This is a genomic window from Stappia sp. P2PMeth1 (assembly GCF_900185735.1).
In the GTDB taxonomy this organism is placed as follows: domain Bacteria; phylum Pseudomonadota; class Alphaproteobacteria; order Rhizobiales; family Stappiaceae; genus Stappia.
In genome coordinates this window covers 1-24,338 of record NZ_FYAW01000061.1, presented here as the reverse complement: position 1 = coordinate 24,338, position 24,338 = coordinate 1, and the positions used below count along the sequence as shown (strand labels likewise).

The 24,338-nt window shown below is 67.6% G+C and carries 16 protein-coding genes and 2 tRNA genes; 6 read left to right on the top strand and 12 right to left on the bottom strand.

The features are described from left to right. Nucleotide 1 precedes the first annotated feature (1 nt). From P2PM1_RS24785 to P2PM1_RS24770, 4 genes are all read left to right on the top strand, one after another. A complete protein-coding gene (locus tag P2PM1_RS24785) occupies nt 2-502 on the top strand; it encodes a hypothetical protein (RefSeq protein WP_186400948.1) in 501 nt (166 codons plus the stop codon). Between the two features lie 220 nt (nt 503-722). Next, nucleotides 723-1,652: a DMT family transporter gene (locus tag P2PM1_RS24780; RefSeq protein WP_186394214.1), complete on the top strand. Its 930-nt coding sequence runs from the start codon at nt 723-725 to the stop codon at nt 1,650-1,652. An 85-nt stretch (nt 1,653-1,737) separates the two neighbouring features. After that, nucleotides 1,738-4,281, top strand: coding sequence for a cation:proton antiporter (locus P2PM1_RS24775; protein ID WP_186400947.1), 2,544 nt, complete (start codon nt 1,738-1,740; stop codon nt 4,279-4,281). Nucleotides 4,282-4,573: 292 nt separating this feature from the next. Further along, nucleotides 4,574-4,936 (top strand): hypothetical protein, encoded by a 363-nt coding sequence (locus P2PM1_RS24770; protein ID WP_186390059.1) that lies wholly within the window; start codon nt 4,574-4,576, stop codon nt 4,934-4,936. Between the two features lie 56 nt (nt 4,937-4,992). On the opposite strand, the gene P2PM1_RS24765 is transcribed toward P2PM1_RS24770, so the two are convergent. The 5 genes from P2PM1_RS24765 to P2PM1_RS24745 form a co-directional block, all read right to left on the bottom strand. Continuing rightward, entirely contained in the window at nt 4,993-6,987 is a 1,995-nt protein-coding gene (locus P2PM1_RS24765) for a BTAD domain-containing putative transcriptional regulator (RefSeq protein ID WP_186400946.1), read from the bottom strand. A gap of 188 nt (nt 6,988-7,175) precedes the next feature. Beyond that, entirely contained in the window at nt 7,176-8,519 is a 1,344-nt protein-coding gene (locus P2PM1_RS24760) for a YcaO-like family protein (protein WP_186400945.1), read from the bottom strand. 932 nt (nt 8,520-9,451) lie between these two features. Continuing rightward, nucleotides 9,452-10,861 carry a globin-coupled sensor protein gene (locus P2PM1_RS24755; protein WP_186390062.1) on the bottom strand — a complete coding sequence of 470 codons (1,410 nt, stop codon included), beginning with the start codon at nt 10,859-10,861 and terminating at the stop codon, nt 9,452-9,454. Nucleotides 10,862-11,082: 221 nt separating this feature from the next. Beyond that, nucleotides 11,083-11,244: a hypothetical protein gene (locus tag P2PM1_RS24750; protein WP_186390063.1), complete on the bottom strand. Its 162-nt coding sequence runs from the start codon at nt 11,242-11,244 to the stop codon at nt 11,083-11,085. Between the two features lie 137 nt (nt 11,245-11,381). Then, nucleotides 11,382-11,456 (bottom strand) — tRNA-Gln (locus P2PM1_RS24745). A 247-nt stretch (nt 11,457-11,703) separates the two neighbouring features. Here P2PM1_RS24745 and P2PM1_RS24740 point away from each other — a divergent pair. After that, a tRNA-Pro gene (locus P2PM1_RS24740) sits at nt 11,704-11,780 on the top strand. Nucleotides 11,781-13,461: 1,681 nt separating this feature from the next. Here P2PM1_RS24740 and P2PM1_RS24735 read toward each other — a convergent pair. The 7 genes from P2PM1_RS24735 to P2PM1_RS24705 form a co-directional block, all read right to left on the bottom strand. Further along, a complete protein-coding gene (locus P2PM1_RS24735) occupies nt 13,462-14,592 on the bottom strand; it encodes a M20/M25/M40 family metallo-hydrolase (RefSeq protein ID WP_186400944.1) in 1,131 nt (376 codons plus the stop codon). Between the two features lie 34 nt (nt 14,593-14,626). Beyond that, a complete protein-coding gene (locus tag P2PM1_RS24730) occupies nt 14,627-15,790 on the bottom strand; it encodes a M20 aminoacylase family protein (RefSeq protein WP_186400943.1) in 1,164 nt (387 codons plus the stop codon). A gap of 32 nt (nt 15,791-15,822) precedes the next feature. Beyond that, nucleotides 15,823-17,484, bottom strand: coding sequence for an ABC transporter ATP-binding protein (locus P2PM1_RS24725; RefSeq protein ID WP_186400942.1), 1,662 nt, complete (start codon nt 17,482-17,484; stop codon nt 15,823-15,825). A 2-nt stretch (nt 17,485-17,486) separates the two neighbouring features. Further along, nucleotides 17,487-18,341, bottom strand: a complete 855-nt coding sequence (locus tag P2PM1_RS24720; protein WP_244292986.1) for an ABC transporter permease — start codon at nt 18,339-18,341, stop codon at nt 17,487-17,489. An 87-nt stretch (nt 18,342-18,428) separates the two neighbouring features. Beyond that, a complete protein-coding gene (locus P2PM1_RS24715) occupies nt 18,429-19,370 on the bottom strand; it encodes an ABC transporter permease (RefSeq protein WP_186400941.1) in 942 nt (313 codons plus the stop codon). Between the two features lie 149 nt (nt 19,371-19,519). After that, nucleotides 19,520-21,106, bottom strand: coding sequence for an ABC transporter substrate-binding protein (locus tag P2PM1_RS24710; RefSeq protein WP_186400994.1), 1,587 nt, complete (start codon nt 21,104-21,106; stop codon nt 19,520-19,522). A 157-nt stretch (nt 21,107-21,263) separates the two neighbouring features. Further along, nucleotides 21,264-22,805: a M81 family metallopeptidase gene (locus tag P2PM1_RS24705; RefSeq protein WP_186400940.1), complete on the bottom strand. Its 1,542-nt coding sequence runs from the start codon at nt 22,803-22,805 to the stop codon at nt 21,264-21,266. Nucleotides 22,806-23,025: 220 nt separating this feature from the next. Here P2PM1_RS24705 and P2PM1_RS24700 point away from each other — a divergent pair, with 220 nt between their 5' ends. After that, nucleotides 23,026-23,835 carry an IclR family transcriptional regulator gene (locus tag P2PM1_RS24700; RefSeq protein WP_186386721.1) on the top strand — a complete coding sequence of 270 codons (810 nt, stop codon included), beginning with the start codon at nt 23,026-23,028 and terminating at the stop codon, nt 23,833-23,835. Nucleotides 23,836-24,338 lie beyond the last annotated feature (503 nt).

Here is a 24,338-nt window from a genome sequence, read left to right as displayed (position 1 = left end):
CGTGGAAGACGGGAGGCCGGATGCCAAGCCGGATAGGGCCGGGAGCGTCCTGAAACATATCGACAGCGTGCTGAAACTGTCCGCCGCAGCGCTGCTGCTGGTGGGTCTCTCCTCGGCCGTTCCTGGAGTGTCGGGCGCGGTCAAGGTCGTCTATGGCACGTTGTTCGGCATCACCGGTGCCGTCTTCTATGAGATCGGCCAAAACGGCAATCCAACAGGAGGCACCGAAGGCAGCCACCTGCATCTGCTGCGCGGCGGGGCACGCAGCTACGACGATCTTCGTTGGGGCGATGTCCTGCAGGCCGGTGGAACCCAGTATTTCCGCGATCTCACCACGCCCTCCGACAGCCCCTCCTATCGTGACCGACCGCGCATTTTCGTACTGAGGAGGGGCGAATGCGTCGTGGTTCGCCGCAGGATCAACGATGCTTCTGTGTCGACGTCGCCGAACTCCGGCGGCTGGCTGAAAGTGTCGACCGTGGCCTGTGGCCTCTTCAACTGAACCTGCTCCCGGTCCAGAAGCCCCGCGTTTCGCGCAATCCCCCCACCCGGCCAGGCGGCTTGCAACGCCTGCCGCAATTCGTCATACGATAGGGCTGTTTCTTCGCTCCCGCGCCGGCACGCCACGCCTACGGTGCGGGCCACCCCAGCAAGTCCGGAAGACGGAATGCCCCGGCACAACGGCCGGCGCGAATCCTGCTCCGGCGCGGATCCATCGGCCCATGTCGCACTCCGGTTCCTCCCTGCTCGCGCGCTTCTTCGACCGGCCGATCCTGCTGCTGGTGCTCACCACGATATTCTGGGGCGGCAACACCATCGCCGGGCGGCTCGCCATCGGCGAGGTCTCGCCGATGGCGGTGGTGCTGCTGCGCTGGATCGGTGTCACCGGGCTGCTGCTCGTGCTCTATGGCCGCCAGATGCAGGCCGAATGGCCGACCCTGCGGCGTCACCTGCCGCTCCTCATCGCCACCAGCGTGTGCGGCTTCACCGGGTTCAACGCCCTGTTCTATATCGCCGCCCACGGCACCACCGCGGTCAATCTCGGCATCATCCAGGGCTCGATGCCGATGTTCGTGCTGCTCGGCGCGCTGGTGATCCTGCGCAGCCCGATCCGGCCGTTGCAGGCGGCCGGCGTGGTGGTCACGATGGCCGGCGTCGCCTTCATCGCCGCCCAGGGCGACCTGTCGCGGCTGGCGGGTCTTCAGGTCAATATCGGCGATGCGCTGATGATCGTCGCCTGCGTTCTCTATTCGCTCTACGCGGTGCTGCTGCGCAAACGCCCGCAAGTGTCCGCCATGGTCTTCTTCACCTTCCTGGCGGTGATCGCGGCCATCACCTCCCTGCCCCTCTTCGCCATCGAGGTGGCGCAGGGCACATTGCAATGGCCGACCCCGAAGGGCTGGCTGGTGATTGCCTACATCGCGATCTTCCCCTCCTTCCTGTCGCAGATCTTCTTCATGCGCGGGGTCGAACTGGTCGGGCCGGGTCGGGCCGGCGTCTTCATCAACCTGGTGCCGATCTTTTCCTCGCTGCTCGCCGTCGGCCTGCTCGGCGAGCCGTTCCACCTCTACCACGCCGCCGCCCTGTGCCTGGTGCTGATCGGAATCGCCCTTTCGGAGCGTAAGCCGCGCAAGATCGCCCCAATCGGGTGAGCCTTCGCAAAATCAACATGGAAAATCTCGGGGGACGACGCGAAACCGTCGCGCGCTTGTCGAAATGTGGCAAGATAGAGAGGACATGCAAGCGCCTCTCTTCATCGCCGCCATCGCCGGCCTCCTCGTCGTCATCTCGCTCATCCAGCCGCTCGCACGGCGGCTGAAGGTGGCCCCGTCCGTGGTGCTGGCGCTTGTCGGCACCGCGATCGGCGTCCTGGCGAGCTGGCTGCTCTACACGCCCAGCACGGACGCCTTCAACCAGATCGCCTCCGTCTTCGTGAACCTGCCGCTCAACTCGCAGGGCATTCTCCACCTGTTCCTGCCGGTGCTGCTGTTCCAGACGACGCTGACCCTCGACGTCCGCCGGATGGCCGACGACGCCGGCGTCATCTTCGTGATGGCCGTGGTCGCGGTGGTTGTGGCGACTGCCTTCATCGGCTTCGCCCTTAGTCCGTTCACCGCCGTGCCGCTGGTCGCCTGCCTGCTGCTCGGCGCCATTGTCGCCACCACAGATCCGGTCGCCGTCGTCGCGATCTTCCGCGACATCGGCGCGCCCGCACGCCTCGGCCGGCTGGTCGAGGGCGAGAGCCTGCTCAACGACGCGGCCGCCATCGCCCTCTTCGTCATCCTGCTCGGCTCGCTGACCGGCACGTCGGCGCCGACGCTGGCCGGCGGGCTGGAACTGTTTCTGTGGAGCTTTTCCGGCGGCATCGCGCTCGGCTATATCGGCGGACAGGTCCTGGTGCGGCTGCTGCCGCTGGTGCGCGACTTCCGCCTCGCCCAGGTGACGCTCAGCGTCGCCATGCCCTATCTGGTCTACACGATTGCGGAAAACCTCGTCGGCGTGTCGGGCGTCGTCGCCGTCGTCGTTGCCGGCATCGTCATCAATCTTGCCGGCCCCTCGCGCGTGACCCCGGACGGCTGGACCTATCTCAACGATGTCTGGGACCAGATGGCGTTCTGGGCCTCGTCGCTGATCTTCATGCTGGCCTCGATCCTGATTCCCAAGCTGCTCGTGGATGTCGGCTGGTATGACATCGCGCTGCTGGCCATCGTCGTCGTCGCGGCCCTTGCCGCGCGCGCCGTGATCCTGTTCGGCCTGCTGCCGTTGATGAGCCTGCTGCAACTGTCCCAGCCGGTCAGCACGCCCTTCAAGACGGTGATGCTGTGGGGCGGGATGCGCGGCGCCATCACGCTGACGCTGGCACTCGGCGTCACCGAGAACCTCGCTATCGACCCGCAGGTGAAGCGGTTCGTGGCCGTGCTCGCAACCGGCTTCGTGCTCTTCACGCTGCTCGTCTACGGCACCACGCTGAAACCCTTGATCCGTGTGTTCGGCCTCGACAAGCTGCCGCCGCTCGACAGCGCGATGCGGGCGCAGGTTCTCGCGCTGGCGCTGACCAATGTGCGCGAGGGCGTGGCGCGGGCGGCGGCCGAGTACCATATCGCTCCCGCGGCAGTGGAGGAGACCGACCGGCGCTACCGCGACCGCCTCGCCGAGTCCTCCGGCGCCGGCAGTGGCCTGGACGAGATCCTCGACCGTGATCGGATCACTATCGGTCTCGTGTCCATCTCCAACCGGGAACGGGAGATCGTGCTGCGCCACTTGCGCGAGCGCACCGCCTCGATCCACACCGCCGAGGAACTGCTGGCCCGTATCGGCCGCATCGCCGACCGCGCGCGCGCCGGCGGCCGGATCGAGTACAACCGCGCCGCCCGTCAGGCTCTCGCCTTCCCGCGCACCATGCGGCTTGCGCAGTGGTTCCAGCGATCCCTGAAATACGACCGCTGGCTCGCCCGCCTGCTCGGCGATCGCTACGAGATGCTGCTGCTCAACCGCATCGTCCTCGATGAACTGATCGCCTTTACCGGCGAAAAGATCGAGCCGCTGCTCGGCCACCGCGTCGTCGAGATCCTGACCGAGATCCTGCTCGGCCGGCGCGAGGCGACGACGACGGCGCTGGAAGCCCTGCGCCTGCAATATCCCGACTATGCCGACAGTCTCGACCAACGCTTCCTGCAGAAGGCGGCGCTGCGGCTGGAGGAGGACGCCTATCGCTCGCTGCACGCGCAGAACCTCATCGGCACCGAGCTCTATTCCAACCTGTCGCAAAGCGTGCGGGACGGGCGCGAGGAGGCCGATGCCCGACCGCAGCTCGACATGGGCATGCGCACCGAGGACCTCACCGCGCAACTGCCGCTGTTCCGCGACCTCAGCGAGGACCGCATCCGCGCCATCTCCAAGCTGATGCGGCCGCTTTTCGCGGTTCCCGGCGAGGTGCTGATCCGCAAGGGCGAGCGCGGCGACACCGCCTATTTCATTTCCTCGGGCGCCGTGGAGGTCATCACCGAACACGTGCGCGTGCGCCTCGGCCGCGGCGATGTCTTCGGCGAGATCGCCCTGCTGACCGGTCAGCCGCGCACGGCGGACGTCCGGGCGCTCGGTTACTGCAACCTGCTCGTCCTGTCGCGCAGCGATTTCCGCAGCCTCATCGACAAGGATCCGGCACTGAAACAGCACATGGCCAACATGGCGGCCGAACGCCGGCAGATGAATGCCAGCGCCCTGGAGGACGACTCCGCGGACGAGGTAAAAACCATCGAGAACCCGCGCAAGGACAGTTGAGCCAAGATTTCCCCCAGAAGTTGCAACGGTACAACCTGAAACCTCGTCCCAATATTTTTGCGCGAAAGGTTGTATAAGCTAATCACTTCAAAGCAGCACCTTGACGGATCGACAGCAAGCGAGTCTAATTTCAATTGTCATGAAGTGATTTGCATGACTTTCGTGCGCCTCTGCGCCGCCATGTATTTGTTATCCGGTTTCCGCGTCGAAGGCGGCGGCAACTTTCGCCGTCCAAGGGGCCGGGGCGGCCGGCTGGCGTTTCATATTCGCAACTGTTTTCATGGGGCAATACATGACCGACGAACTCAAGAAGGTCGAGATCCACGATTACCGGGCCTTCGGCCGGTTGATCGCCGACTACGCCACCGGCGAAAAGCCGTGGCCCGAATCGCTGGAAGGGCTGAAGCGCGCCACGGAAGGCATTGCCACCATTCCCGATGACTACAAGGCGTTGCAGGTGATCCAGGCCAGCGAGGAGGTGCTGCTGCTTCGCCTGCCGCCGCAGCGCATGGTCGAGCAGTCGCTCGCCAAGTACGGCGACGGGCCGGCGGCGGACTATCCGCTGCCCGGCTTCTATGGCGACAAGGACGAGATGACGATGCGCGACTTCTTCCTGAGCCGCGTCGCCGACTACACGATCGCCGTCTGCACCTGAGGCCTGGCCTCGGGTCCCTTGCGACACTCCTGGGCCGCGAGATCTCGCGGCCCTTTTCAGTCCTGCGCGCCCGGCGGCGCCAGATCCGCCGGCAGCACGAGGCCCGCCAGCGCCAGACCGTGATGGATCTCGTCCCATGTGCGCGGCGAGGAGATCGGAAAGCAGTTGCCGATCCAGCGGGCAATATCCGCGTCATCCGGCGGTTGCGACAGCACCCAGCGGTCGGTGACCCGCTGCCGCAGGTGCCGGGCCTGCGCCTTCGCCTCTTCCACATCGCCGGTCAGCGCCAGCGACGCCACATACCAGGCCTCGACCCCGAGATAGCCGTCGCTCAGATAGCGGAACGCGGCAATCGAACCGGCATGGTCGCCGCACAGGCAGGTGATGCCGACGAAATAACTCCAGTGCAGCGGCGAGGTCAGAAGCCCGTTCTCGCGATGCCGATAGGCGATCGCAAGCGCCTCCTCGCGGTGACCGTAATAGGCCAGCCCATGCGCCGCGGACAGCGCCGTCCAGGGATCGTTGTCGTTGAGTTCCAGCGCCTGGCGGTGATGCGCCTCGGCCTGTTCGAAACGGCGTTGCAGGGCCAGCGTCCAGGCCGCGCACAGATATCCGCGCGAGTCGAACGGATCGAGCGCCAGCGCCGTGCGGGCCAGACCCGCCGAGCGCTCCAGCGTTTCCGGCGTCTGGACCTGGCCGGGAAAGACGATGTGGCGTGAATTGATGATCTGGGCCAGGCTCGAATAGGCCGGGCCGAAGCGCGGATTGTCCTTGATCAGTCGGTTCAGCACCTCTTCCGCCCGGTGCGAATCCTCGATCTTCCACGTGTAGTGCAGCCGCTGGCCCATCAACAGCCGGTCGTACTGGTCGAGCGAGGCGTTGGGAACGCGCGACATGTTGGCCAGGCGTTCGGCCGAGATGTTGACGTTCATCGCCATGGCGATCTCGGCGACCAGGGTCGACTGGCGGGCGAACAGTTCTCCGATCTCCACCGCCGAGTTGCGGCCCCACACATAGGCATTGGTCCGCGAGTTCTTGACCGTTACCGAATAGGAGACGGCGCGGTCCGCCCGCATGGCGCTGATCGAGACCCGGTAGATCGGCGCGGCGGAGCCCGAAAGTTCCTCCGTCACCTCGTCAGCGACAGACCATTCGCGGAAGCGCACCAATCGCGAAATCAGGTCGTGGCGGAACACCTTGGCGAGCCGGATATCCTCGTCAGCCTCGGTGACCTGCAGGATCTGGTCGACCACGATGACCGGGTTGACATGGCGGGCCGCGGCTTCCGCCCTGGTTCCGGCGGAAACGGCGGGACGGTCCCCCTTGCGCTCCGCCTCCTCGGCAAGCCGGGCACGCTCGCGCTGCAGCCAGTCGGAGAACTTGCCGAGCTTGATGTCGACGATCAGCGACTGGGTCTCGCTGGACGGCTGGGTATCGAACTCCTCCTCCAGCACGTTCCACAGGTCCTCGTAGGCTCGCAGCGCGCCCGTGTAATCGCCCTGAACCGCGCGGGCGGTGATGAAGGCGCGGCAGGCCGGCTCATGCGTCGGATCCAGGTTGAGCAGCGCCACCGCCGCCTGTTCCATCCGTGTCCAGTTGCCGCTGTCGAGCCGCACCATGGGCTCCAGAAAGGAGCGCAGGTGATCGTGAAACTGCTGGCGCCGCAGCCGCAACCAGTTGTGAAACGGCTCGGCCAGCATCTCGCCGCCCTCGAACAATCGCTCCGACAGGCGCTTTTCCACGAGCAGCCGAGCCGGCACCGCATCGGCGGTGCCGGAGATCAGGTCGTCCATGTCCAGCCTCACCCGCGACAGGTCGAGGTGGATGTTCATCTTGTCGCTGTCCAGACCATCGAAACCGGCATCTTCCAGCGCCCTTCGCAGGATCAGCAGGGTCTGCCGCAGCGAGGAGCGGGAATGGTGCTCGGAACTGTCCTGCCAGAACAGGTTCGCGGCCATCTCGCGCGACATGCGCCCGTCGCCGGTCAGGCACAGGCGCGCCAGCAGCCCCTCCGCCTTGCGCGAGCGGAAGGCGACCGCCTTCCCGCCCACGAGAAAACGCGGAACCCCAAGTATGGTGGCGTCAAGGCGAGATTGCCCCGATGCGGCATCCCGCAATCCGCCAGCGGATCCACCATGGCCCATCTCATCCACGTCAACCAGCCCCTGCCTTGTACGTCAGACCCCGAAGGACCCAGCCCCTGTTCCGAAACCTGGAAAAGACATGAAAGAAACAGCTTTCAGTAGAGCCGAACGCCGTCGCCGGGAAACCCCGCGCTTGGCCGCAATCCCCGCTGCCGTTCAAGGCGCGGCGTGGTCAGCGCGGCCGGATCGGGTTGCAGCCCGGGAACGAGCACCCGTGCAACGCTTATACCCGGATCGGTACGGGTAAGGTCAATTGCCAACACGCGAAAATTACGCAAGGACAAGCACGACAGCGGATCGACCGCGCCGCCGCTGGCTTCACGCAAACCGGCGGCACCTGCAGCGCCCGATCCAGGTGCCGCCGCCGGTTGCAGGGCGTCCCAGTCCGGCTTCACCAGGCTGCGGCGGGCCAGATGCAACCGGTCCGTGTCGTTGAGCCTGCCCTCGCCCGCTTCGGCGAGCTTGGCGTCCACCACCCGGTCGGCCAGTTCCACCTGCGCCAGTTCCGCGAAGGCGGAAACCAGCGCCTGCTCCAGGGTCGGGCGCGCCGAGAACCCGTAGGCGAAGCGCTTGCCCTCCCGGTCGACCGACAGGGCCGCGGCAACCGGCACGCCGAGATCGGTCGTCAGGTCGAGAAACCAGCTCAGCCGTCCGTCGCGCCCGCCGCGCCAGCGGGCGATCCGCCCCGCCACCTCGGGTGCCGTCAGGGTCTCCAGCGCCACTGCCCGCCCCTTGCGTCCGCCGCGCCACCACAGGGCGACCGCATCGCGCTCGATCCACTCCAGCATCGCGTGGCGGCAGGCCTCCCGGAAACTGCGCCCCGCCGCAACGCCAAGGCCTCGGGCCAGTGGCAGGGCATCGCCCGGCCGGCGGCGCCAGCACAAAGCCGCGGGCACCGTCCCCCGTGCTCCGCTCGCCAGGTCGACCGCCGGCACCCGCTCATCCGGCAGCAGCCGGCTCCGGTCCCCGTCGCCCTCCGCTGCCGCGCGCGAAGCGTTGCCTTCAGTGCCAGGACCAAGCCCCAGGGCCCGGCTTTCGGCCTCGGTCCAGAAGGCTCCCCCTGGCGCTGCAGCCAGGACATCGTCCCCGGACGTCGCCTCGGCCTCGGTCACCGCCGCCCCGGCCGTCTCTGGGCGAGGCTCGAATTGCGCAAGGTATTCCACCGCTTCGCCGACACAGGCGCGGAAGGCGGCAAGGCGCGTTTCGCCGACGCCGGAGAGCGAACCGCGCGCGCCCGGCGCCGCGCCGAACTCCTCCGGCCGCACCTCCGCGCCGAAGCAGTACAGTCCCGGCGCGTCGGGCAAGGCCAGTTCGAACAGGCGCTCGAGCCGCGCGGCCACCGCCAGCAGAGCCGCCAGGTCCCGGTCGCCGGCAAGCCGCGCCGGATCCCCTTCCGCCAGATAGGCAAGGAAGCGCAATGCCGCCTCGTCCCCATCCATCGGGCCATCCGGTGCTGCAAGATGCCCGGCCGCTGTCGCCAACGTCCGGCGGGTTTCGTCCCGCATGTCTCCGTCCCACGCCTCGCTGGTCCGGCGCGCCTCCCATCCGGAGAGCCCGGAAAGCGAAAATCACGCAAAGATAACGCTAACTGGTGTTGCATCGAAAAATCAATCGGATGGATGTCCGAAGCGGCAGGGTGGGCCGATTTTTGGACGCTTTCGATGACACCCGGTTGAAGGCCAGGCGGACAGGTGATCCGGAGCCTTCGCGCCAGAAGCGGGCGCGGCTCCGGTGAAGGATCGGTGACCTCGCCGGCCTGACCGGAACGGAATTGACGAGTGCCCTTGCGGCGCCTTCTCGGCCTGCCTTGCGCGGCCATTTCGGCAGTTCGCCCTGCCGTGCGGGCTCTGCAAGTCACAGCGGGCTGCCCGGAGCTTTTCAGGCTGCGGATCGCACGTGACCCAACTGGCCGGGTCCGCAAGATGATCCGGCCCATTTTTCCCGCCTTTGGGCGGGACGGGCACATGCCGGATCGGTTGGCGGGCCTGCTTGTGACGGGGCAAACGTGGTGCGGGACCGAAAGTGCGGCGCGGTCCCTTAGGGGTCCGACCGCTGACGCACGGGGTTCCGATCGCCGATGCGCGGGGGCCAGATTATTGACGCTGGGAGCGCGAACGGGGGATGCGTTCCGGCGGTTGCTTTCGCCGACCAAGCGGTCGGTACGTGGTTTGCGGTGCTTCGGTTTCTGACGCTACGGCGTCCAAATCATTCGGCCTGGCGGCACAAGAATATAAGAAGACCTAGTTCAGTGCTTTTTTAACGACTCCCGCCCGTTCGCGCCTGCACGCGGACGGGCGGTTTCGTTAGAAGCTCGCTGCTGCGACCTCGGGCGATCCGATATGACCGGAGCACTCCGAAGTCGCTGCCGCGGTCACGCGACGCGCTGTCTCGCGGTTCCGCCGACGGGCGTGGTCGCGGTATCTGCCCTGGCGCGGTTCTCGGTCGTCTGGCGGATTTCGGCGAAAAAGCCGCGGATCTGCTCGGAAATCTGGCCGGACTGGCCACGCAGGTCGGAGGACACCAGCAGGAAGTCGCGCGCTGCGCGCTCGGTCTTCTCGATCGCCTCGTTGACCCCGCCGACATTGCGGGTCAGCGTCTGCGTACCGGTTGCCGCCTGCTGAACGCTCATCGAGATTTCGCGGGTCGCCGCCCCCTGCTGCTCGATGGAGGAGGCGATGTTGGAGGTCAGCGTATCGATCTCGCCGACCGTCGCGGCGATCGAGCCGATCGTGTCGACCGCCTTGGTGGTCGCGGCCTGGATCTCGGCGATCTGCTGGGCAATGTCTTCGGTCGCCTTGGACGTCTGGCCGGCCAGGTTTTTGACCTCCTGCGCGACGATGGCGAAGCCGCGCCCGGCATCGCCGGCGCGTGCCGCCTCGATCGTCGCATTCAGGGCCAGAAGATTGGTCTGCTCCGCAATCGCCTGGATCAGGCCGATGACATCGCCGATCTTCTGCGCGGTCACCGACAGTCGCCCAACCTCGTGCGAGGCGCTGTCGGTCACGCTATTGGCCCGGCGAGCGACATCGGAGGCGCCACTGACCTGACGGGCGATCTCTTCGATGGAGCCGGCGAGTTCCTCGGCCGCCGAGGCAACCGTCTGAACGCTGACCGAAGTCTGCTGCGAGGCAGCGGACGCGGAGACCGCCTCCTGTGAGGCGGCACCTGCGACCGATGCCAACGTGTCGGCCTGCGACTGCATCGTGTCGGCCGCCTTGCCGACATCGGCGAGCGAGAGTTCGACCCGGCCCTTGAACCGGTCGATCGCCTCGCTGAGGCTGCGGGTGCGCGCCTCCTGCTCCTCCATCAGGATCTGCTGGTAGGTCGAGATGGCGTAGTCGAGATCGAGCAAAACCGCCTTGTTGAGCGCCTGCAGCGCCGCTGTCGCGGCGGCGGGCGAGAAGCGGTGGCGGCGAATGACAACGGCGGTCAGTTCGTTGAGCACGAACTGGTAGCCGGCGATGTACCAGCGGGGTTCGAGGCCGATGCGGCCATGCGCGCGGCCGATCCGATTGATGCTGCTTTCGTAGTCTTCGTCGAAGCGCGCGCTGAACAGACGCTGCCAGTGAGCTTTCTGCGCTGATTCCAGCGCCGCCTGGCGGGTTCCAAGAAGTTTCGCCAAGCTCGGCTGCGTCAGGAGATGCTTGTAGAAGCTTGAGAGAATACCATCCAGTTTTGGCTCGACGTCCTTCCAGAGCGCGCGAAGTTGCCGCCTGGTCTCCTCATCGATCCTCGCAAATCTTAATCTCTCCCCCGAATTCGATCCATCCACGCCCGACATGGGACTCATCCTCTCAGCCAAAACCGCTCGCATCTTGCGCAGCAGCCATAGGGTGAAGCGATTCCGCTTAACGAACGCTAACCGGGATAGGCAGATCTGCGAATTGCGGCGAGGGCCCGCTGGCAACAACCTGAAAACACGGGAGAAATCTCGCGCAAGACCTCCGCGACATATTGGCGCAATCGCTCGCCGGCCTGCCATGGGAGGGGGACACCGCACCGTCAGGCGCGCGAAACGCGGCCGCCGAGCCGCGCCGAATTTCGAGAAAAATTTTGCAAAATCCCGCCGCAAAAACGCTCGAAATTGAGAATCGCGCGCCAATCGCCCCAAAAATCGCCCGGCACAGTCCCCTGCCCCGGACAGCCACGGTCCGCCTGCGCCATCGCACGGATATCCCCGTTGCCCGGCGGCGCAGACGCGGCGCGAAGGGGCTGCTCCTCCCAAGGGCGGAGACGGCGGATGTCGAACAGGGAGCGGAAGGAGGATGCGCCGCGCGCGATCCGGCGGGGCGGATGCGATCTGGCTGGGGCGGCAGGATTCGAACCTGCGCATGGCGGTACCAAAAACCGCTGCCTTACCGCTTGGCTACGCCCCAAATCGCAGGCCGCCTGTATAGCGAGCGCGCCGATGCCGCGCAAGAGCGCCGCGCCGGCGGGCGGGCCGCCGCGGCGTTTTCCGTGCCGCCCGCCGCTCATCCACAGCCGAAGCAAAATCGCTGCAAGGACAGGGTTGCGGAGGCCGATGGCCGGTGATATGAACCCGCCACACCACGGATGAGCGCCGGTCTCCCGGCCCGGACAATCGCTCTCCACCCGACCGGCCACGCCGGTGGGTCATCGGTTCGGAGTGTAGCGCAGCCTGGTAGCGCACCTCGTTCGGGACGAGGGGGTCGCAGGTTCAAATCCTGCCACTCCGACCATTCAGTTTCATGACATCCTTCAGTTTAATGGCGCGTGTCCGACCGGCGACGGTTTCGGATGCATCCGGCGCGCCTCACCCGGCAGGCAGCGTCGCCACGAAGCCGGCGACCTGGAACCGGCGAGCCACGGCGGTTGCGGAAGCGTCCGGGAGCGCGGCCGAGAGGCCCCCGGCTCCCCGATCCCGCATCTCCGCTTCGCTGCGTGCGGGATGACGCGGGGAGATGTTGACGCGTCCTCGCCACCGCTCTGGCAGCCAATAGGCCCCGGCTCTGCGCTGCGCGCGGCCGGGGTGGCGTCCGAGGAGATGGTGTGACGACCGAGGGGATGCGAGGCGGCGCCTCTCACTCAGGATGTCGTCCCGGACGAGGCCGAAGGCCGAAGAGCCGGGAACCAATGGCAACCCCGGCAGGCGTGAGGCGGGAGAGCGTCGCCACCGCCACGGCTGTCATACCTGCGAAGGCAGGTATCCAGTATCCGCCGGAGCTGGCGGTGGGGCGAAGCTAGCCGCCTCCGGCCATCGCGAGGGTCGTTCGCGGCAGCGCCGAGGCTTCAGTCGCGACCGATCGTGGTTACTGGGTCCCTGTATGTCCGGGCTGTGTCATGATGCTTGCGGGACGGAGGCCGTTGGGCCCCTGGTCGTTGTGAGACCGTAGACCGGTCTTCGGCAAGCCGAAACCGGGACGACAGGCAGGGAGTGGAGGACGGTTCCGGTGCCCCCGCAACCGCTCTGGGAACGAATAGGCCCCGGCTCTGCGCTGCGCGCGGCCGGGGTGACGGCCTGTGGGTGGGGCGATGGCGGCGGCATGACGGCGGCGGCCGGGGTGACGGCCTGTGGATGGAGCGAGGCGGCAGCATGACGGCGGCGGCCGGGGAGACGACCGAGAGGAGGCAAGGCCGCGCCTCCCTCTCGGATGTCGTCCCGGACGAGGCCGAAGGCCGAAGATCCGGGAACCATTGGCGCCCTTGGCGGGCATGAGGCGGAAGGCGCTGGCGTTGTCCCCTCCCCGGCTGTCATACCTGCGAAGGCAGGTATCCAGTATCCGCCGGGGCGGATGGTGGCGTGAAGCTAGCCGCCTCCGGCCATCGCGAGGGTCGTTCGCGGCAGCGCCGAGGCTTCAGTCGCGACCGATCGTGGTTACTGGGTCCCTGTCTTCGGCAAGCCGAAACCGGGACGACACTCTGTGTGTGGAGCTCGGCCAGCGCGTCCTCGCCGCCGCTCTGGCAGCCAATAGGCCCCGGCTCTGCGCTGCGCGCGGCCGGGGTGACGGCCTGTGGGTGGGGCGATGGCGGCGGCATGACGGCGGCGGCCGGGGTGACGGCCGAGAGGAGGCAAGGCGGCGCCTCTCACTCAGGATGTCGTCCCGGACGAGGCCGAAGGCCGAAGAGCCGGGAACCAATGGCAACCCCGGCAGGCGTGAGGCGGAATGCCTCTCCTTGCGTCTTCCCAGACGAGCATCGCGCGACCCGGAACCGACGAGCCACGGCGGTTGCGGCGGCGTCCGGGCGTGCTGCCGCGAGGCCCCCGGCTCCCCGATCCCGCATCTGCGCTACGCTGCGTGCGGGATGACGCGGGGGAGATGTTGGCGCGTCCTCGCCGCCGCTCTGGCAGCCAATGGGCACCGGGTCGCGCTAACGCGCGCCCGGTGTGACGACCTGTGGATGGGGCGGGACGCCGCGCGGTTACTTCAGCTTGAGGAGCAGGCCGGCGATGAGCTTGCCGCGCTCGACGAGGCTGTCGACCTCGATATGTTCGGTGAGCGTGTGCAGGCCGGCGCCGCGCACGCCGATGGAATCGAGCGTCGGGATGCCGAGCGCGCCGGTGAAGTTGCCGTCCGAGCCGCCGCCGGCGCTGCAATGGGTGAGGTCGAAGCCGAGCTCACCGGCAATGCCGCGCGCGGTCTCGTAGACAGCAAGCGTGCCCTCGTCCGGCTCCCAGACCGGGCGGGTGACGCCGCGCGTCACCTCGATCACCACGTCATTCTCCTCGCCGTTCAGCGCCAGCATGCGCTTGACGCCCTCGTCGAGGTCGTGCTGGCGCTTGGCCATGGACAGGACCTGCGCCTCGCAGGAGGAGGAGACGCAGTTGACCCACTGGCCGGCATGGATGACGCCGACGGAGAAGGTGCAGTCCTCCGTCGTCATCGCCTCGATCTCGAGGATCTTGCGGGCCATGGCGGCAATCGCCGAGCGGCCGTCCTTCAGCGCCCAGCCGGCATGGCTCGGCCGCCCGAAGGTCCTGACGTTGAAACGGGCGATGGCAAAGCGGCCGGTGACGGCGGAGCCATCGTGATGGGCGGGCTCGGGCACCAGGACATATTTGTTCTTGCGCGCCTCCATCTCGATCAGCTCGCGGGTCGAGGGGGTGCCGACCTCCTCGTCCGGCGTGAACAGGACGGTGACCGGCAGCGGCGTCTCGATGCCGGCGAGCGCGAGCTGGCGCAGCACCTCGACGGTGACGTAGCAGCCGCCCTTCATGTCCTGGATGCCGGGGCCGTAGCAGCGCCCGTTCTCGACGCGCCAGGGGTTCTGTTGCAGCGTGCCGACGGGGTGCACGGTGTCGAGATGGCCGGAGACAAGGATGCCGGGCTTGCCGAAGTCCTTGTGCGGCATGCGCGCACGCACCGAGCCGCCGAAGCCCATGCGGCCGGGAATGCGCTCGATCTCTGCGCCGGCGGCGGCAAGATCATAGGCGGCAAGGTCCATCATCCGGTCGACGGCGGCGGCATCATAGGTCGGGCTCTCGCATTCGACCCAGGGCCGGAGGGCGGCAAGCATCGTGTCCGTGTCGAACGGCAGATCAAGATAGCTCATGGAAAGATCCTGAAAGGTTGCTGGGGGCGAAAACTCACAAGGGCATGCGTTTTTCGACGATGCGCGCCATGATGCTGGCCCCGACGGGAAGCATGTCGTCGTCGAGCAGGAAGCCGGGATTGTGGACCGGCACCTCGCCCTTGTGGCCGAGGGTGCAATAGGCGCCCGGAACCACCTTGAGCATGTCGGCGAAGTCCTCGCTGCCGGTCACCAGATCCCTGGTGACGGTCGCCTTGGCGGCGCCGACGATCTCGCTCGCCGCCTCGCGATAGGCCTCGGCAAGATCGGCATCGTTGACCAGCACGTCGAAGGTCGGGCGCAGGTCGGCGATGATCTCGACCTCATAGGCCTCGGCAAAGCCGGCGCAGATCTTTTCCGCGCGCCGGTGGATGACGTCGCGCACATGGTCGGAGAAGTAGCGGATGGTGCCGGAGATCACCGCCTTGTCCGGCACCACATTGTAGGCCGAGCCGGCATGGATCTGGGTGACGGAGAAGACGGCCGGCTCGGTCGCCTCGACATTGCGGCTGACGACGGACTGCAGGCTCTGCACCAGCGCGCTGGCGATGACGATGGGGTCCCGCGCATGGTGCGGCATGGCGCCGTGGCTGCCGATCCCGTTGATGGTGATGTCGAAGAAGCTGGCCCCCGCCATCGCCGCGCCCGGCTTGATGCCGAACTGCTCCGGCGGGGCGAGCGGGTTGTTGTGCATGCCGTAGATCTCGTCGCAGGGGAAGCGCTCGAACAACCCGTCGGCGATCATGGCGCGGGCACCGCCCAGCCCCTCCTCCGCAGGCTGGAAGATCAGCACCGCCGTGCCGGAGAAATTGCGGGTGGCGGCGAGATAGCGCGCCGCGCCCAGCAGCATGGCGGTGTGGCTGTCATGGCCGCAGCCGTGGAAGGCGCCGGGGGTCTTGGACGCATACGGCAGGTTGGTCAGCTCGTCCATCGGCAGGGCGTCCATATCGGCGCGCAGGCCGACGGTGCGCCCGCCCTCGCCATTGCCCTTGACGATGCCGACGACGCCGGTCTTGCCGATGCCGGTATGGACCTCGTCGACGCCCCACTTGCGCAGGAGCTCGGCGACGATGCCGGAGGTGCGGACCTCCTGGAAGCCGATTTCCGGGTGCTCGTGGAAGTCGCGGCGGATGGCGGTGAGTTCGTCGGCATAGCCGGCGATCTGCGGCAGAACGGGCATTGGAACCTCCAGACAGGGTTGCCGGCGCGGGATCAGGCCGTCCGCAATTCGCGGAAATTGGCGAAATCCCAGGCGCGGCCGGGGGCGGCCTCGATGAGGGCACGGGTATAGGGATGCTTGGGGTCGGCGAGGACCTTTTCGGCCGTGTCGTGCTCGACGACGCGGCCATGCTGCATCACCACCACCTCGTCGCAGATCTGCGCGGCAACGCGCAGGTCATGGGTGATGAAGAGGATGGCGATGCCGAGCTTGGCCTGGAGCTCGTCGAGAAGCTCCAGCACCTGCGCCTGCACCGACACGTCGAGGGCGGAGACCGCCTCGTCGGCGACCAGCACGTCCGGCTCCATGGCGATGGCGCGGGCAATGGCGATGCGCTGGCGCTGGCCGCCGGAGAACTGGTGCGGGTAGCGGCCGACCGCATCGTCCGGCAGGCCGACCAGCTTCAGCAGCTCGCGGGCGCGGGCCAGCGCCGCATCCTTGTCGGTGCCGAGGTTGAGCGGCCCCTCGATGAGGCTGCGGCCGATGGTCCAGCGCGGGTTGAGCGAGCGGAACGGGTCCTGGAAGACGATCTGGATGTGCCGGCGGAACGGCCGCAATTCGCGCCGCGAAAGCCTGGCGATCTCCGTGTCGGCGACGCGGATCGAGCCGTCGGTCGGATCGATCAGCCGCATGACGCAGCGGGCGACGGTCGACTTGCCCGAGCCGCTCTCGCCGACGATGCCGAGGGTGCGGCCCCTCGGGATCGCGAAGGTGACGTCGCTGGCGGCGAGGGTTTCCTTGGTCTTGCGGAAGACGCCATGCGAGCCGTAGACCTTCTGCAGCCCGTCGACGGAGATCACCGGGGCGCCTTCAGGCACGGGCCGGGCGGCGCGCGGCGTCAGGCTCGGCACCGACTTCAGCAGGCGGCGGGTGTAGTCTTCCCTCGGCCGGCGCAGCAGCTCCTCCACCGGCGCGTGCTCGACCAGCTTGCCGAACTGCATGACATGGACGGTGTCGGCGATCTCCGCCACCACGCCCATGTCATGGGTGATGAACAGCACCGCCGTGCCGTGCTTTTCCTGCAATTCGGCGATGAGGCTGAGGATCTGCTGCTGGGTGGTGACGTCGAGCGCGGTGGTCGGCTCGTCGGCGATCAGGAGCTTCGGCTCCAGGATCAGCGCCATGGCGATCATGATGCGCTGGCGCTGGCCGCCGGAGAGCTGGTGCGGATAGGAGCGGTAGATGCGCTCCACATCCGGCAGGTGCACCTGGTTCATGATGTCGAGGACGCGGGCCTTCTTCTCCCGCGCCGGCAGCCTTGCATGGGTGTCGAGCACCTCCTCGATCTGGGCGCCGACGCGCATGACCGGGTTGAGCGCGGTCATCGGCTCCTGGAAGATCATCGAGATCTTGCTGGCGCGCATGTCGCGCATCGCCTGGGGCGAGAACTCCAGGAGGTTGCGGCCCTCCAGCTCGATGCGGCCGCCGGCGACCTCGAGCGCGCCCTTGGGCAGCAGGCCCATGACGGCGAGCGAGGTGACCGACTTGCCCGAACCGCTCTCGCCGACGAGGCAGACAGTCTCGCCCTCGCGGATCCGCAGCGAGATGCCGTCGAGGATCGGCGTGGCGGACGCATTGCCGGCAAGGCGCACGGTGAGGTCGGTAATGGTGAGGACGTTGGCGGCCTCGTCGAATGTGCGGGTCTTGAACAGCATGGTCAGGCCTCCCGCTTCTTCAGGCGCGGGTCGAGCACGTCGCGGGCCGTGTCGCCGAGCAGGTTGATGGACAGGATGCACAGCGACAGCATCAGGCCCGGCCAGAAGATCAGCGAAGGCTTGAGCTGGAAGTAGACGCGGCCCTCGGCCATGATGTTGCCCCAGGTCGGGATCTCGGTGGAAACGCCGGCGCCGAGGAAGGAGAGGATCGCCTCGGTGAGGATGGCGGAGGCGCAGATATAGGTGCCCTGCACGGTCAGCGGCGCCAGGGTGTTGGGCATCAGGTGCTGCCACAGGATCTTGGGCATCGAGGAGCCGAGCGCGATGGCCGCCTCGACATAGGGCTCCTCGCGCGCCGACAGCACGACGGAGCGCACGAGTCGCACGACGCGCGGGATCTCGGGAATGGTGATCGCCGCCATCACCGACCAGATGCTCGGCCCGTTGAGCGCGACCAGCGCGATCGCCAGCAGGATCGAGGGGATCGCCATCAGGCTGTCCATCACCCGCATGATGACGGCATCGGCGGTGCGGAAGAAGCCGGAGACGAGGCCGATCATCAGGCCGATCAGCACGCTGACGACGGCGGCGCCGACGCCGATCAGCAGCGAGATGCGCCCGCCGGTGACGACGCGGGAGAGCACGTCGCGGCCATAGGCGTCGGTGCCGAGCGGAAAGGTTTCGCTCGGGCCCTTGAGCCGCTGGACAGCGTCCATGGTCATGGGGTTGTGCGGCACGATGAGCGGCGCGAGCAGCGCCGAGGCGACGATCGCCACCAGCACGATGGCGGCGATGATGGGGCCGACGCCGAGGCGCCAGCCGGCCGGCAGGGCGATCGCCCCGAACAGCCACTGCATGCGGGAGGCGGGGTGCCGGTCAGCCTGCATCGCGCGCCCTCCCCCTCGTGTGGGCGCTGGAGGCGCGCTGCTGGAACAGGGGGGACATCAGTAGCGGATCCTCGGGTCGAACAGGGTGTAGGACAGGTCGATCAGCAGGTTGATGAAGACGTAGAGACCGCTGGTCAGCAGGATCATCGCCTGGATCACGGGATAGTCGCGGGCGAGGATCGCATCGACCGTCAGCCGGCCGATGCCGGGGATGTTGAAGACGCTCTCGGTCACCACGACGCCGCCGATCAAGAGCGCGAAGCCGGTGCCGATGATGGTCATGATCGGCACGGCCGCGTTGCGCAGCGCATGGCGGAACAGGACGATGCGCTCGGCGACGCCCTTGGCGCGGGCGGTGCGGATATAGTCTTCGCCGAGCACTTCCAGCATCGAGGCGCGGGTCATGCGGGCGATCAGCGCCACATAGATCGTCGCCAGCGTCAGGCAGGGCAGGATCGCGCGTGCCAGGAAGCGGCCGAAATCGTCGGACGGGGCGGTGTAGCCCTGCACCGGCAGCCAGCGCAGATTGATCGAGAAGACCTGGATGAAGATGTAGCCGATGACGAAAACCGGGATCGAGAAGCCGAGCACCGAGAAGCTCATCACTGCGTAATCGGCCCAGGTGCGGTGCCGCCAGGCGGCGAGCACGCCCATCGGCACGGCGATCGCCACCGACAGCAGGATGGTCATGACGGCGATGTTGATCGTCGGCCAGATCCGCTGGCCGATCATCGTCGTGACCGCGGTGTTGGAGATCAGCGAGGTGCCGAGATCGCCCTGCAGCAGGAGCCCGACCCAGGTGAAGAACTGGACGTGCAGCGGTTCGGCGAGGCCGAGCGAGGTGCGGATGCGCTCGAGCTGGGCGGGCGTTGCCATGTCGCCGGCGATGATCGCGGCCGGATCGCCCGGCGTCAGCCGCAGCAGCAGGAAGACGAAGACGGCGACGATCACCATCACGGGAATGACGGCGAGGATGCGCCGCAGGATATAGCCTAGCATCGCGGGTTGCTGCTCCTGACGGTTCGGTGTCCCGGACGGGGCCGGTGACGGGAACGGCGGCAATGCCGCGCTCCGCCACCGGCCGGATGCGGGATCGGCGAGGCTGGCCGCCCGGCCGAAAGGGCCGGGCGGCGGGCGTCGCGGCTTGGTCAGTCCGCCTTCTTGACGTTCCAGAACACCGGAACCGGCGACGGCAGCATGTCGGTCAGCTTGTTGCTGCGCGCCTGGGGCGACGCATACTGGCCGAGCGGGATGTAGAGGACATTGTCCAGCGTGTGCTTCTGGATCCGGACCGCCACCTCCTTCTGCTTCTCCGGCGTGTCGGCGGCGATGAACTCGGCCTTGAGGGCCTCGATCTCCTCGTCGGACGGCCAGCCGAACCAGGCGCTGTCGCCGCGGCCGTTGAGCATCGGGCTGATCAGGGGCGAGTTGACCTCCGGCACCAGCCAGTTGGTGAAGAAGATGTTCCAGCCGCCCTCGGAGGGCTTGGCCTGGCTGGCGCGGCGCGTCACCAGCGTCTGCCAGTCCATCGGCTGCATGTCGACATTGAAGCCGGCATTGCGGAAGGCCTGGGCGGCGACCACCGGCTGGGCGGTGAGGCTGACGACGTCGGTCGGCTGCATCAGGACGACCGGGGTGCCGTCATAGCCGGCTTCCTCCAGCAGCTTCTTGGCGCCTTCGATGTCGCCGCCGGAGACCAGCGTCTCGGCGCCGGACTCGTCGGCGAGCGGCGTGCCGCAGCCGAAGATCGCGCCGCAGACCGTGTAGTAGTCCGGGTTGCCGATCAGCGTGCCGAGCACGTCGGCCTGGCTGAGCGCCATCTGCGCCGCCTGGCGGATCTTCTTGTTGTCGAAGGGCGGATGCTTGAAGTTCATCCGGCCGATGGCCTGATAGCCGAGATCGTCGCGGGTCTCGACCGTGACGTCGTCGCTGGCGGCGAGAATCGGCAGAAGGTCGATCTGCACCTGCTCCAGATAGTCGATCTCGCCCGACATGATCGCGTTGATGGCGGTCTGGGCGTCCGGCATGGTCACCCACTTGACCTCGTCGACATGGACCACCTTGCCGCCGGCCATCCAGCTCGCCGGCTCGTCGCGCGGGACATAGTCCTCAAACTTGCGATAGGTGACGGAGACGCCCGGCTGGTACTCGGACTCGATGAAGATGAAGGGGCCGGAGCCGACATAGTCGGTGACCGCCGTGTCGGCCGGGCCGCTGGCGACGCGCTCGGGCATGATGAAGGGCGGCAGCGCCGACTGCTTGCCGACCGTGTCGAGCAGCGCCGGGAACGGGCTCTTCAGCGTCCACACGAAGGTCTTGTCGTCCTTGGCCTCAAGGCTGTCGGTGATGTCGAAGATCAACTGGCCGCCGGAATCGCGCTTGCCCCAGCGGGTCAGCGAGGCGATGGCATCGGCCGAGGTGACCGGGGCGCCGTCATGGAACTTCAGCCCGTCACGCAGGGTGAAGGTGTAGACGAGACCGTCGTCGGAGATCGTCCAGTCGGCCATCTGCGGGCGCGGGGTGAAGTTCTCGTCCACCGCGACCAGCACGTCGTAGATCATGTAGGCATGGTTGCGGCTGATATGCGCCGTGGTGATGATCGGATCGAGCACGCGCAGGCCCGAATGCATCACCGCGGTGATGGTCTTGCCGGCGGCATCGGCCGGGGTCACGAGGCCGGTGCCGGCAAGCAGCGCGCCGGCAAGCAGGCCGGCGACGGTGTGGCGGGCCTTCATCGCCCAGCCCTTGCGCCGGGTGGAGCAGGTGGTGGCAGTGTCATGCAGCATGATGCTTCCCTTTTCTGGTCAGGTGATTTTGTTTTTCTTCTTGTCGAAGCGGAAACTCCTCCCGCTCCGCAACGCAAGCCCTGCAGGCGTCCTCGCAGGTTCCGGATCAGCCCTCCATGGCTTGCGGCATCTTCGCCGCGGCGCCTGCCGGCACGAAGGCCGGTCCGCCGGGCGACAGTCGCATGCCGGGACGCAGCTTCGTCCATGCGAGATCCGCCGGATCGAGGGGCATCGGCCCCGGGGCGGTGCAGACGAGAACGGTCTCGGCAATCGGGTCGAAATCGGCGCGGAAATGCACCGAGCTCTTGTTGACGAGGATGTCCATGCGTGTCGGTTCGATCCCAACATAGCGGTACATCGCCAGATCGGCCATCTGGGTCTTGTGACTGGCGACGACGATCCGCACCCCGTCGATGGCAAGGCAGGCGGAGGGCCCGACATTCATGCGGGTGCCGCCGTAATAGGGGCCGGTCGCATGCAGGGCGCCGTCCGACAGCGCCTTAACGCGGAATGTCGCCTCCAGCGGGCTGTCGCCGGCAACGTTCGACTGGCCGCCGAGCGGAATGGTGATCTCAGCCCCCTCCCCGGCCGCATGGGCGGCGCGGGCGGCGGCAGGATCAATGATCAGGCCGATGGCGGCGTTCTCAGCGCCGTTGCGCAGCAGGGCCTTGAGCATGCCCATGGTGTTGGAATCACCGCCCGCGCCGGGATTGTCCTGCGTGTCGGCGATGACCACCGGGCGGCTGGCGTCTTTCGCGATGCGCATGGCCTCGCGCACGCCTTCGTCGGGCGTGAAGGCGCGGCCGGCAAAGGCCGCCTCGCTCTCCATGATGCGTGCCACCAGATGCTCGGCGGCGCGGTCGGCCGCCGCCTGCGTCTCGCCATAGGCGAGCACGGTCTGGCCGCAGTCGGCAATGTCGGCGGCGGGAAAGCCCATCCAGTAGGAGAGGCTCGCGACCTCGCCGCCCTCCAACTCCGCCAGCTCGCGGTAGAGGGTGCGGGCCGGCTCGATGACGGTGCACTGCCAGGGGATCGGGATCAGGAACGGCAACCGGCGGAAGGCGCGGGCGAAGGGGCGGCCGCGCTGCATCAGGCGGTCGAGGCCCTCCGCCGCGCGGCGGCCGGTCTGCGCCATGTCGACATGCGGATAGGTGCGGAAGGCGACCAGCAGGTCGGCCTGTTCCACCATCAGCGGCGTGGTGTTGCCGTGCAGGTCGAGGCTGACGGCGATGGGCACATCCGGCCCGACCGCCTCGCGGACACGGGCGATCAGCTCGCCCTCGCCGTCGTCGAGATGTTCGGCGACCATGGCCCCATGCAGGTCGAGGCAGACACCGTCGAGCGGGCCGCTCGCCGCGATGCCCGCGACGATCTCGCCGGCGATGCGCTCATAGGCCTCGCGCGTCACATGGGCGGAGGGAATAGCGCCCGTCCACAGCACCGGCACCATGTCCCAGCCCGCCGTGCGGCCATGGGCGATGGCGCCGGAGATGCCGAGATTGACGCCCTCGGCGCGGGCGAAGATCTCCGCGCCGCGCGACAGCGGCAGATAGCCGCCGCCCTGCTCGAACTCGGCCAGGGTGGCGAGCGAGGGGGCGAAGGTGTTGGTTTCGTGCAGGAAGCCGGCAAGGGCGACGCGGCGGCTCATCAAAGCCCCCGCCACGTGGTTGCAGCGTTGGCGGAGCAGCCCGGCGCAGCGCCGGATGCCGTCCTGCCCGGACCTGTTGGAGCCGTCTTGCGCCCGCGAACCATACGCCCTCCTGCGTATTGAAATATAATACGATCGTATTATTTTTTTACGATACGAATGGTAAAGTTGACGAGTCAATGCTGTTTTGTAAGCAGTACGTTTTTCGAGGGACCCCGACATGACCAGTTGGTCGCCGCGCGCCAGGCCGAAGGCCGGAACGCCCGAGGAACAGGCGCAGGATCCGCTGTTCGTGCGCTCCATCGCCCGTGCCGCCGACGTGATGGCCGCATTCCACAAGGCCGACGCGCCGCTGACGCTGACCGAGATCGCCGCGGCCGCCGGCATGGGCAAGAGCACGGCGCAGCGCTTTGTCCACACCCTGCGGCAGCTCGGCTATATCGAGCGGGACCCGACCGACCGGGGATATGTGCCGGGCCTGCGGCTGCTCGACCATTCGCTGGACTATCTGCGGCTCAATCCCCTGGTGGAGCGGGCGACGCCGGTGCTGCTGGAATTGCGGCGCAATGTGCGCGAGCGCGTCGACCTGAGCCTCTTCGACGACCTGCGTGTGGTCTACGCGGCGCGCAACCAGAGCAAGCGCGAAACCTTCTTCGCCACTTTGGTGGGCCATGCGGTGCCCACCTTCTGTGCAAGCGGCGGGCGGGCGATCATGGCGCTGTTGCCCGACGCGGAGGTCGACGACATCCTCGCCCGCTCGAATCTGACGCCGATCACGGTGAAGACGATCACCGAGCCCGAGCCGATCCGGCAGAAGGTGCGCGAGGCGCGCGAACTCGGCTACGCGATGGCGCTGGAAGAGGTGGTGCCGGGGGAGATCGCCATCGGCGTCGCCATCACCGGGCCGGACGGCCGTCCGACCGCGGCTATCCATGTCGCCGGCTCGCTGTCGGAATGGCAGGCGGAGGACTTCGCCCAGCGCTTCGCGCCGCTGGCGCAGTCGGCGGCGCGGGCCCTCAGCCGGGCGTAAGGGGGATTCGTCGCCCCCCATTGGCGTCATTCCGGGGGGTGCGCGGGTGCCGCGCGGGGACCCATTGGCACCCTTGGCGGGTGTTTTCTCCAACCTCCCCCCAGGCGTCATTCCGGGCGAGCATCGCGAGACCCGGGATCGGGGAGCCCCGGCGGTCGTGGTGGTGTTCGGGAGTGCCGTCGACAGGCCCTCGGCTCGCCGATCCCGTCTCGGCGCTGCGCGCCGTCCGGGAGGACGAAAGAGAGGGCGGAGCGCAGGAGGACGCCGGAGGGGGCGGTGCGCGGGATGCAACCGGCGTGTAGGCGCACGAGAGGCTCGGCCAGCGTCTCCTCGCCGCCGCTCTGGCAGCCAATGGGCCCCGGCGCGCGCTGCGCTTGGCCGGGGTTGTTTGTTTGCATTGGTGGTAGAGTTTGGGTGGTCTCCCGGACACACCCGTCCGGGAGACCAGCGGCCGGCGACCGTGCCGGGGTCGGGTTTGCACCCGTAGTCATCAAGGTTCCCGG

Bases quoted from the DNA above. Each gene is read 5' to 3' on its own strand.
- P2PM1_RS24780 (WP_186394214.1), top strand. From the start codon at position 723: ATGTCGCACTCCGGTTCCTCCCTGCTCGCGCGCTTCTTCGACCGGCCG.
- P2PM1_RS24775 (WP_186400947.1), top strand. From the start codon at position 1,738: ATGCAAGCGCCTCTCTTCATCGCCGCCATCGCCGGCCTCCTCGTCGTC.
- P2PM1_RS24770 (WP_186390059.1), top strand. From the start codon at position 4,574: ATGACCGACGAACTCAAGAAGGTCGAGATCCACGATTACCGGGCCTTC.
- P2PM1_RS24760 (WP_186400945.1), bottom strand. From the start codon at position 8,519: ATGGATGGGGACGAGGCGGCATTGCGCTTCCTTGCCTATCTGGCGGAA.
- P2PM1_RS24755 (WP_186390062.1), bottom strand. From the start codon at position 10,861: ATGTCGGGCGTGGATGGATCGAATTCGGGGGAGAGATTAAGATTTGCG.
- P2PM1_RS24750 (WP_186390063.1), bottom strand. From the start codon at position 11,244: ATGGCGCAGGCGGACCGTGGCTGTCCGGGGCAGGGGACTGTGCCGGGC.
- P2PM1_RS24735 (WP_186400944.1), bottom strand. From the start codon at position 14,592: ATGAGCTATCTTGATCTGCCGTTCGACACGGACACGATGCTTGCCGCC.
- P2PM1_RS24730 (WP_186400943.1), bottom strand. From the start codon at position 15,790: ATGCCCGTTCTGCCGCAGATCGCCGGCTATGCCGACGAACTCACCGCC.
- P2PM1_RS24725 (WP_186400942.1), bottom strand. From the start codon at position 17,484: ATGCTGTTCAAGACCCGCACATTCGACGAGGCCGCCAACGTCCTCACC.
- P2PM1_RS24720 (WP_244292986.1), bottom strand. From the start codon at position 18,341: ATGCAGTGGCTGTTCGGGGCGATCGCCCTGCCGGCCGGCTGGCGCCTC.
- P2PM1_RS24715 (WP_186400941.1), bottom strand. From the start codon at position 19,370: ATGCTAGGCTATATCCTGCGGCGCATCCTCGCCGTCATTCCCGTGATG.
- P2PM1_RS24710 (WP_186400994.1), bottom strand. From the start codon at position 21,106: ATGAAGGCCCGCCACACCGTCGCCGGCCTGCTTGCCGGCGCGCTGCTT.
- P2PM1_RS24705 (WP_186400940.1), bottom strand. From the start codon at position 22,805: ATGAGCCGCCGCGTCGCCCTTGCCGGCTTCCTGCACGAAACCAACACC.
- P2PM1_RS24700 (WP_186386721.1), top strand. From the start codon at position 23,026: ATGACCAGTTGGTCGCCGCGCGCCAGGCCGAAGGCCGGAACGCCCGAG.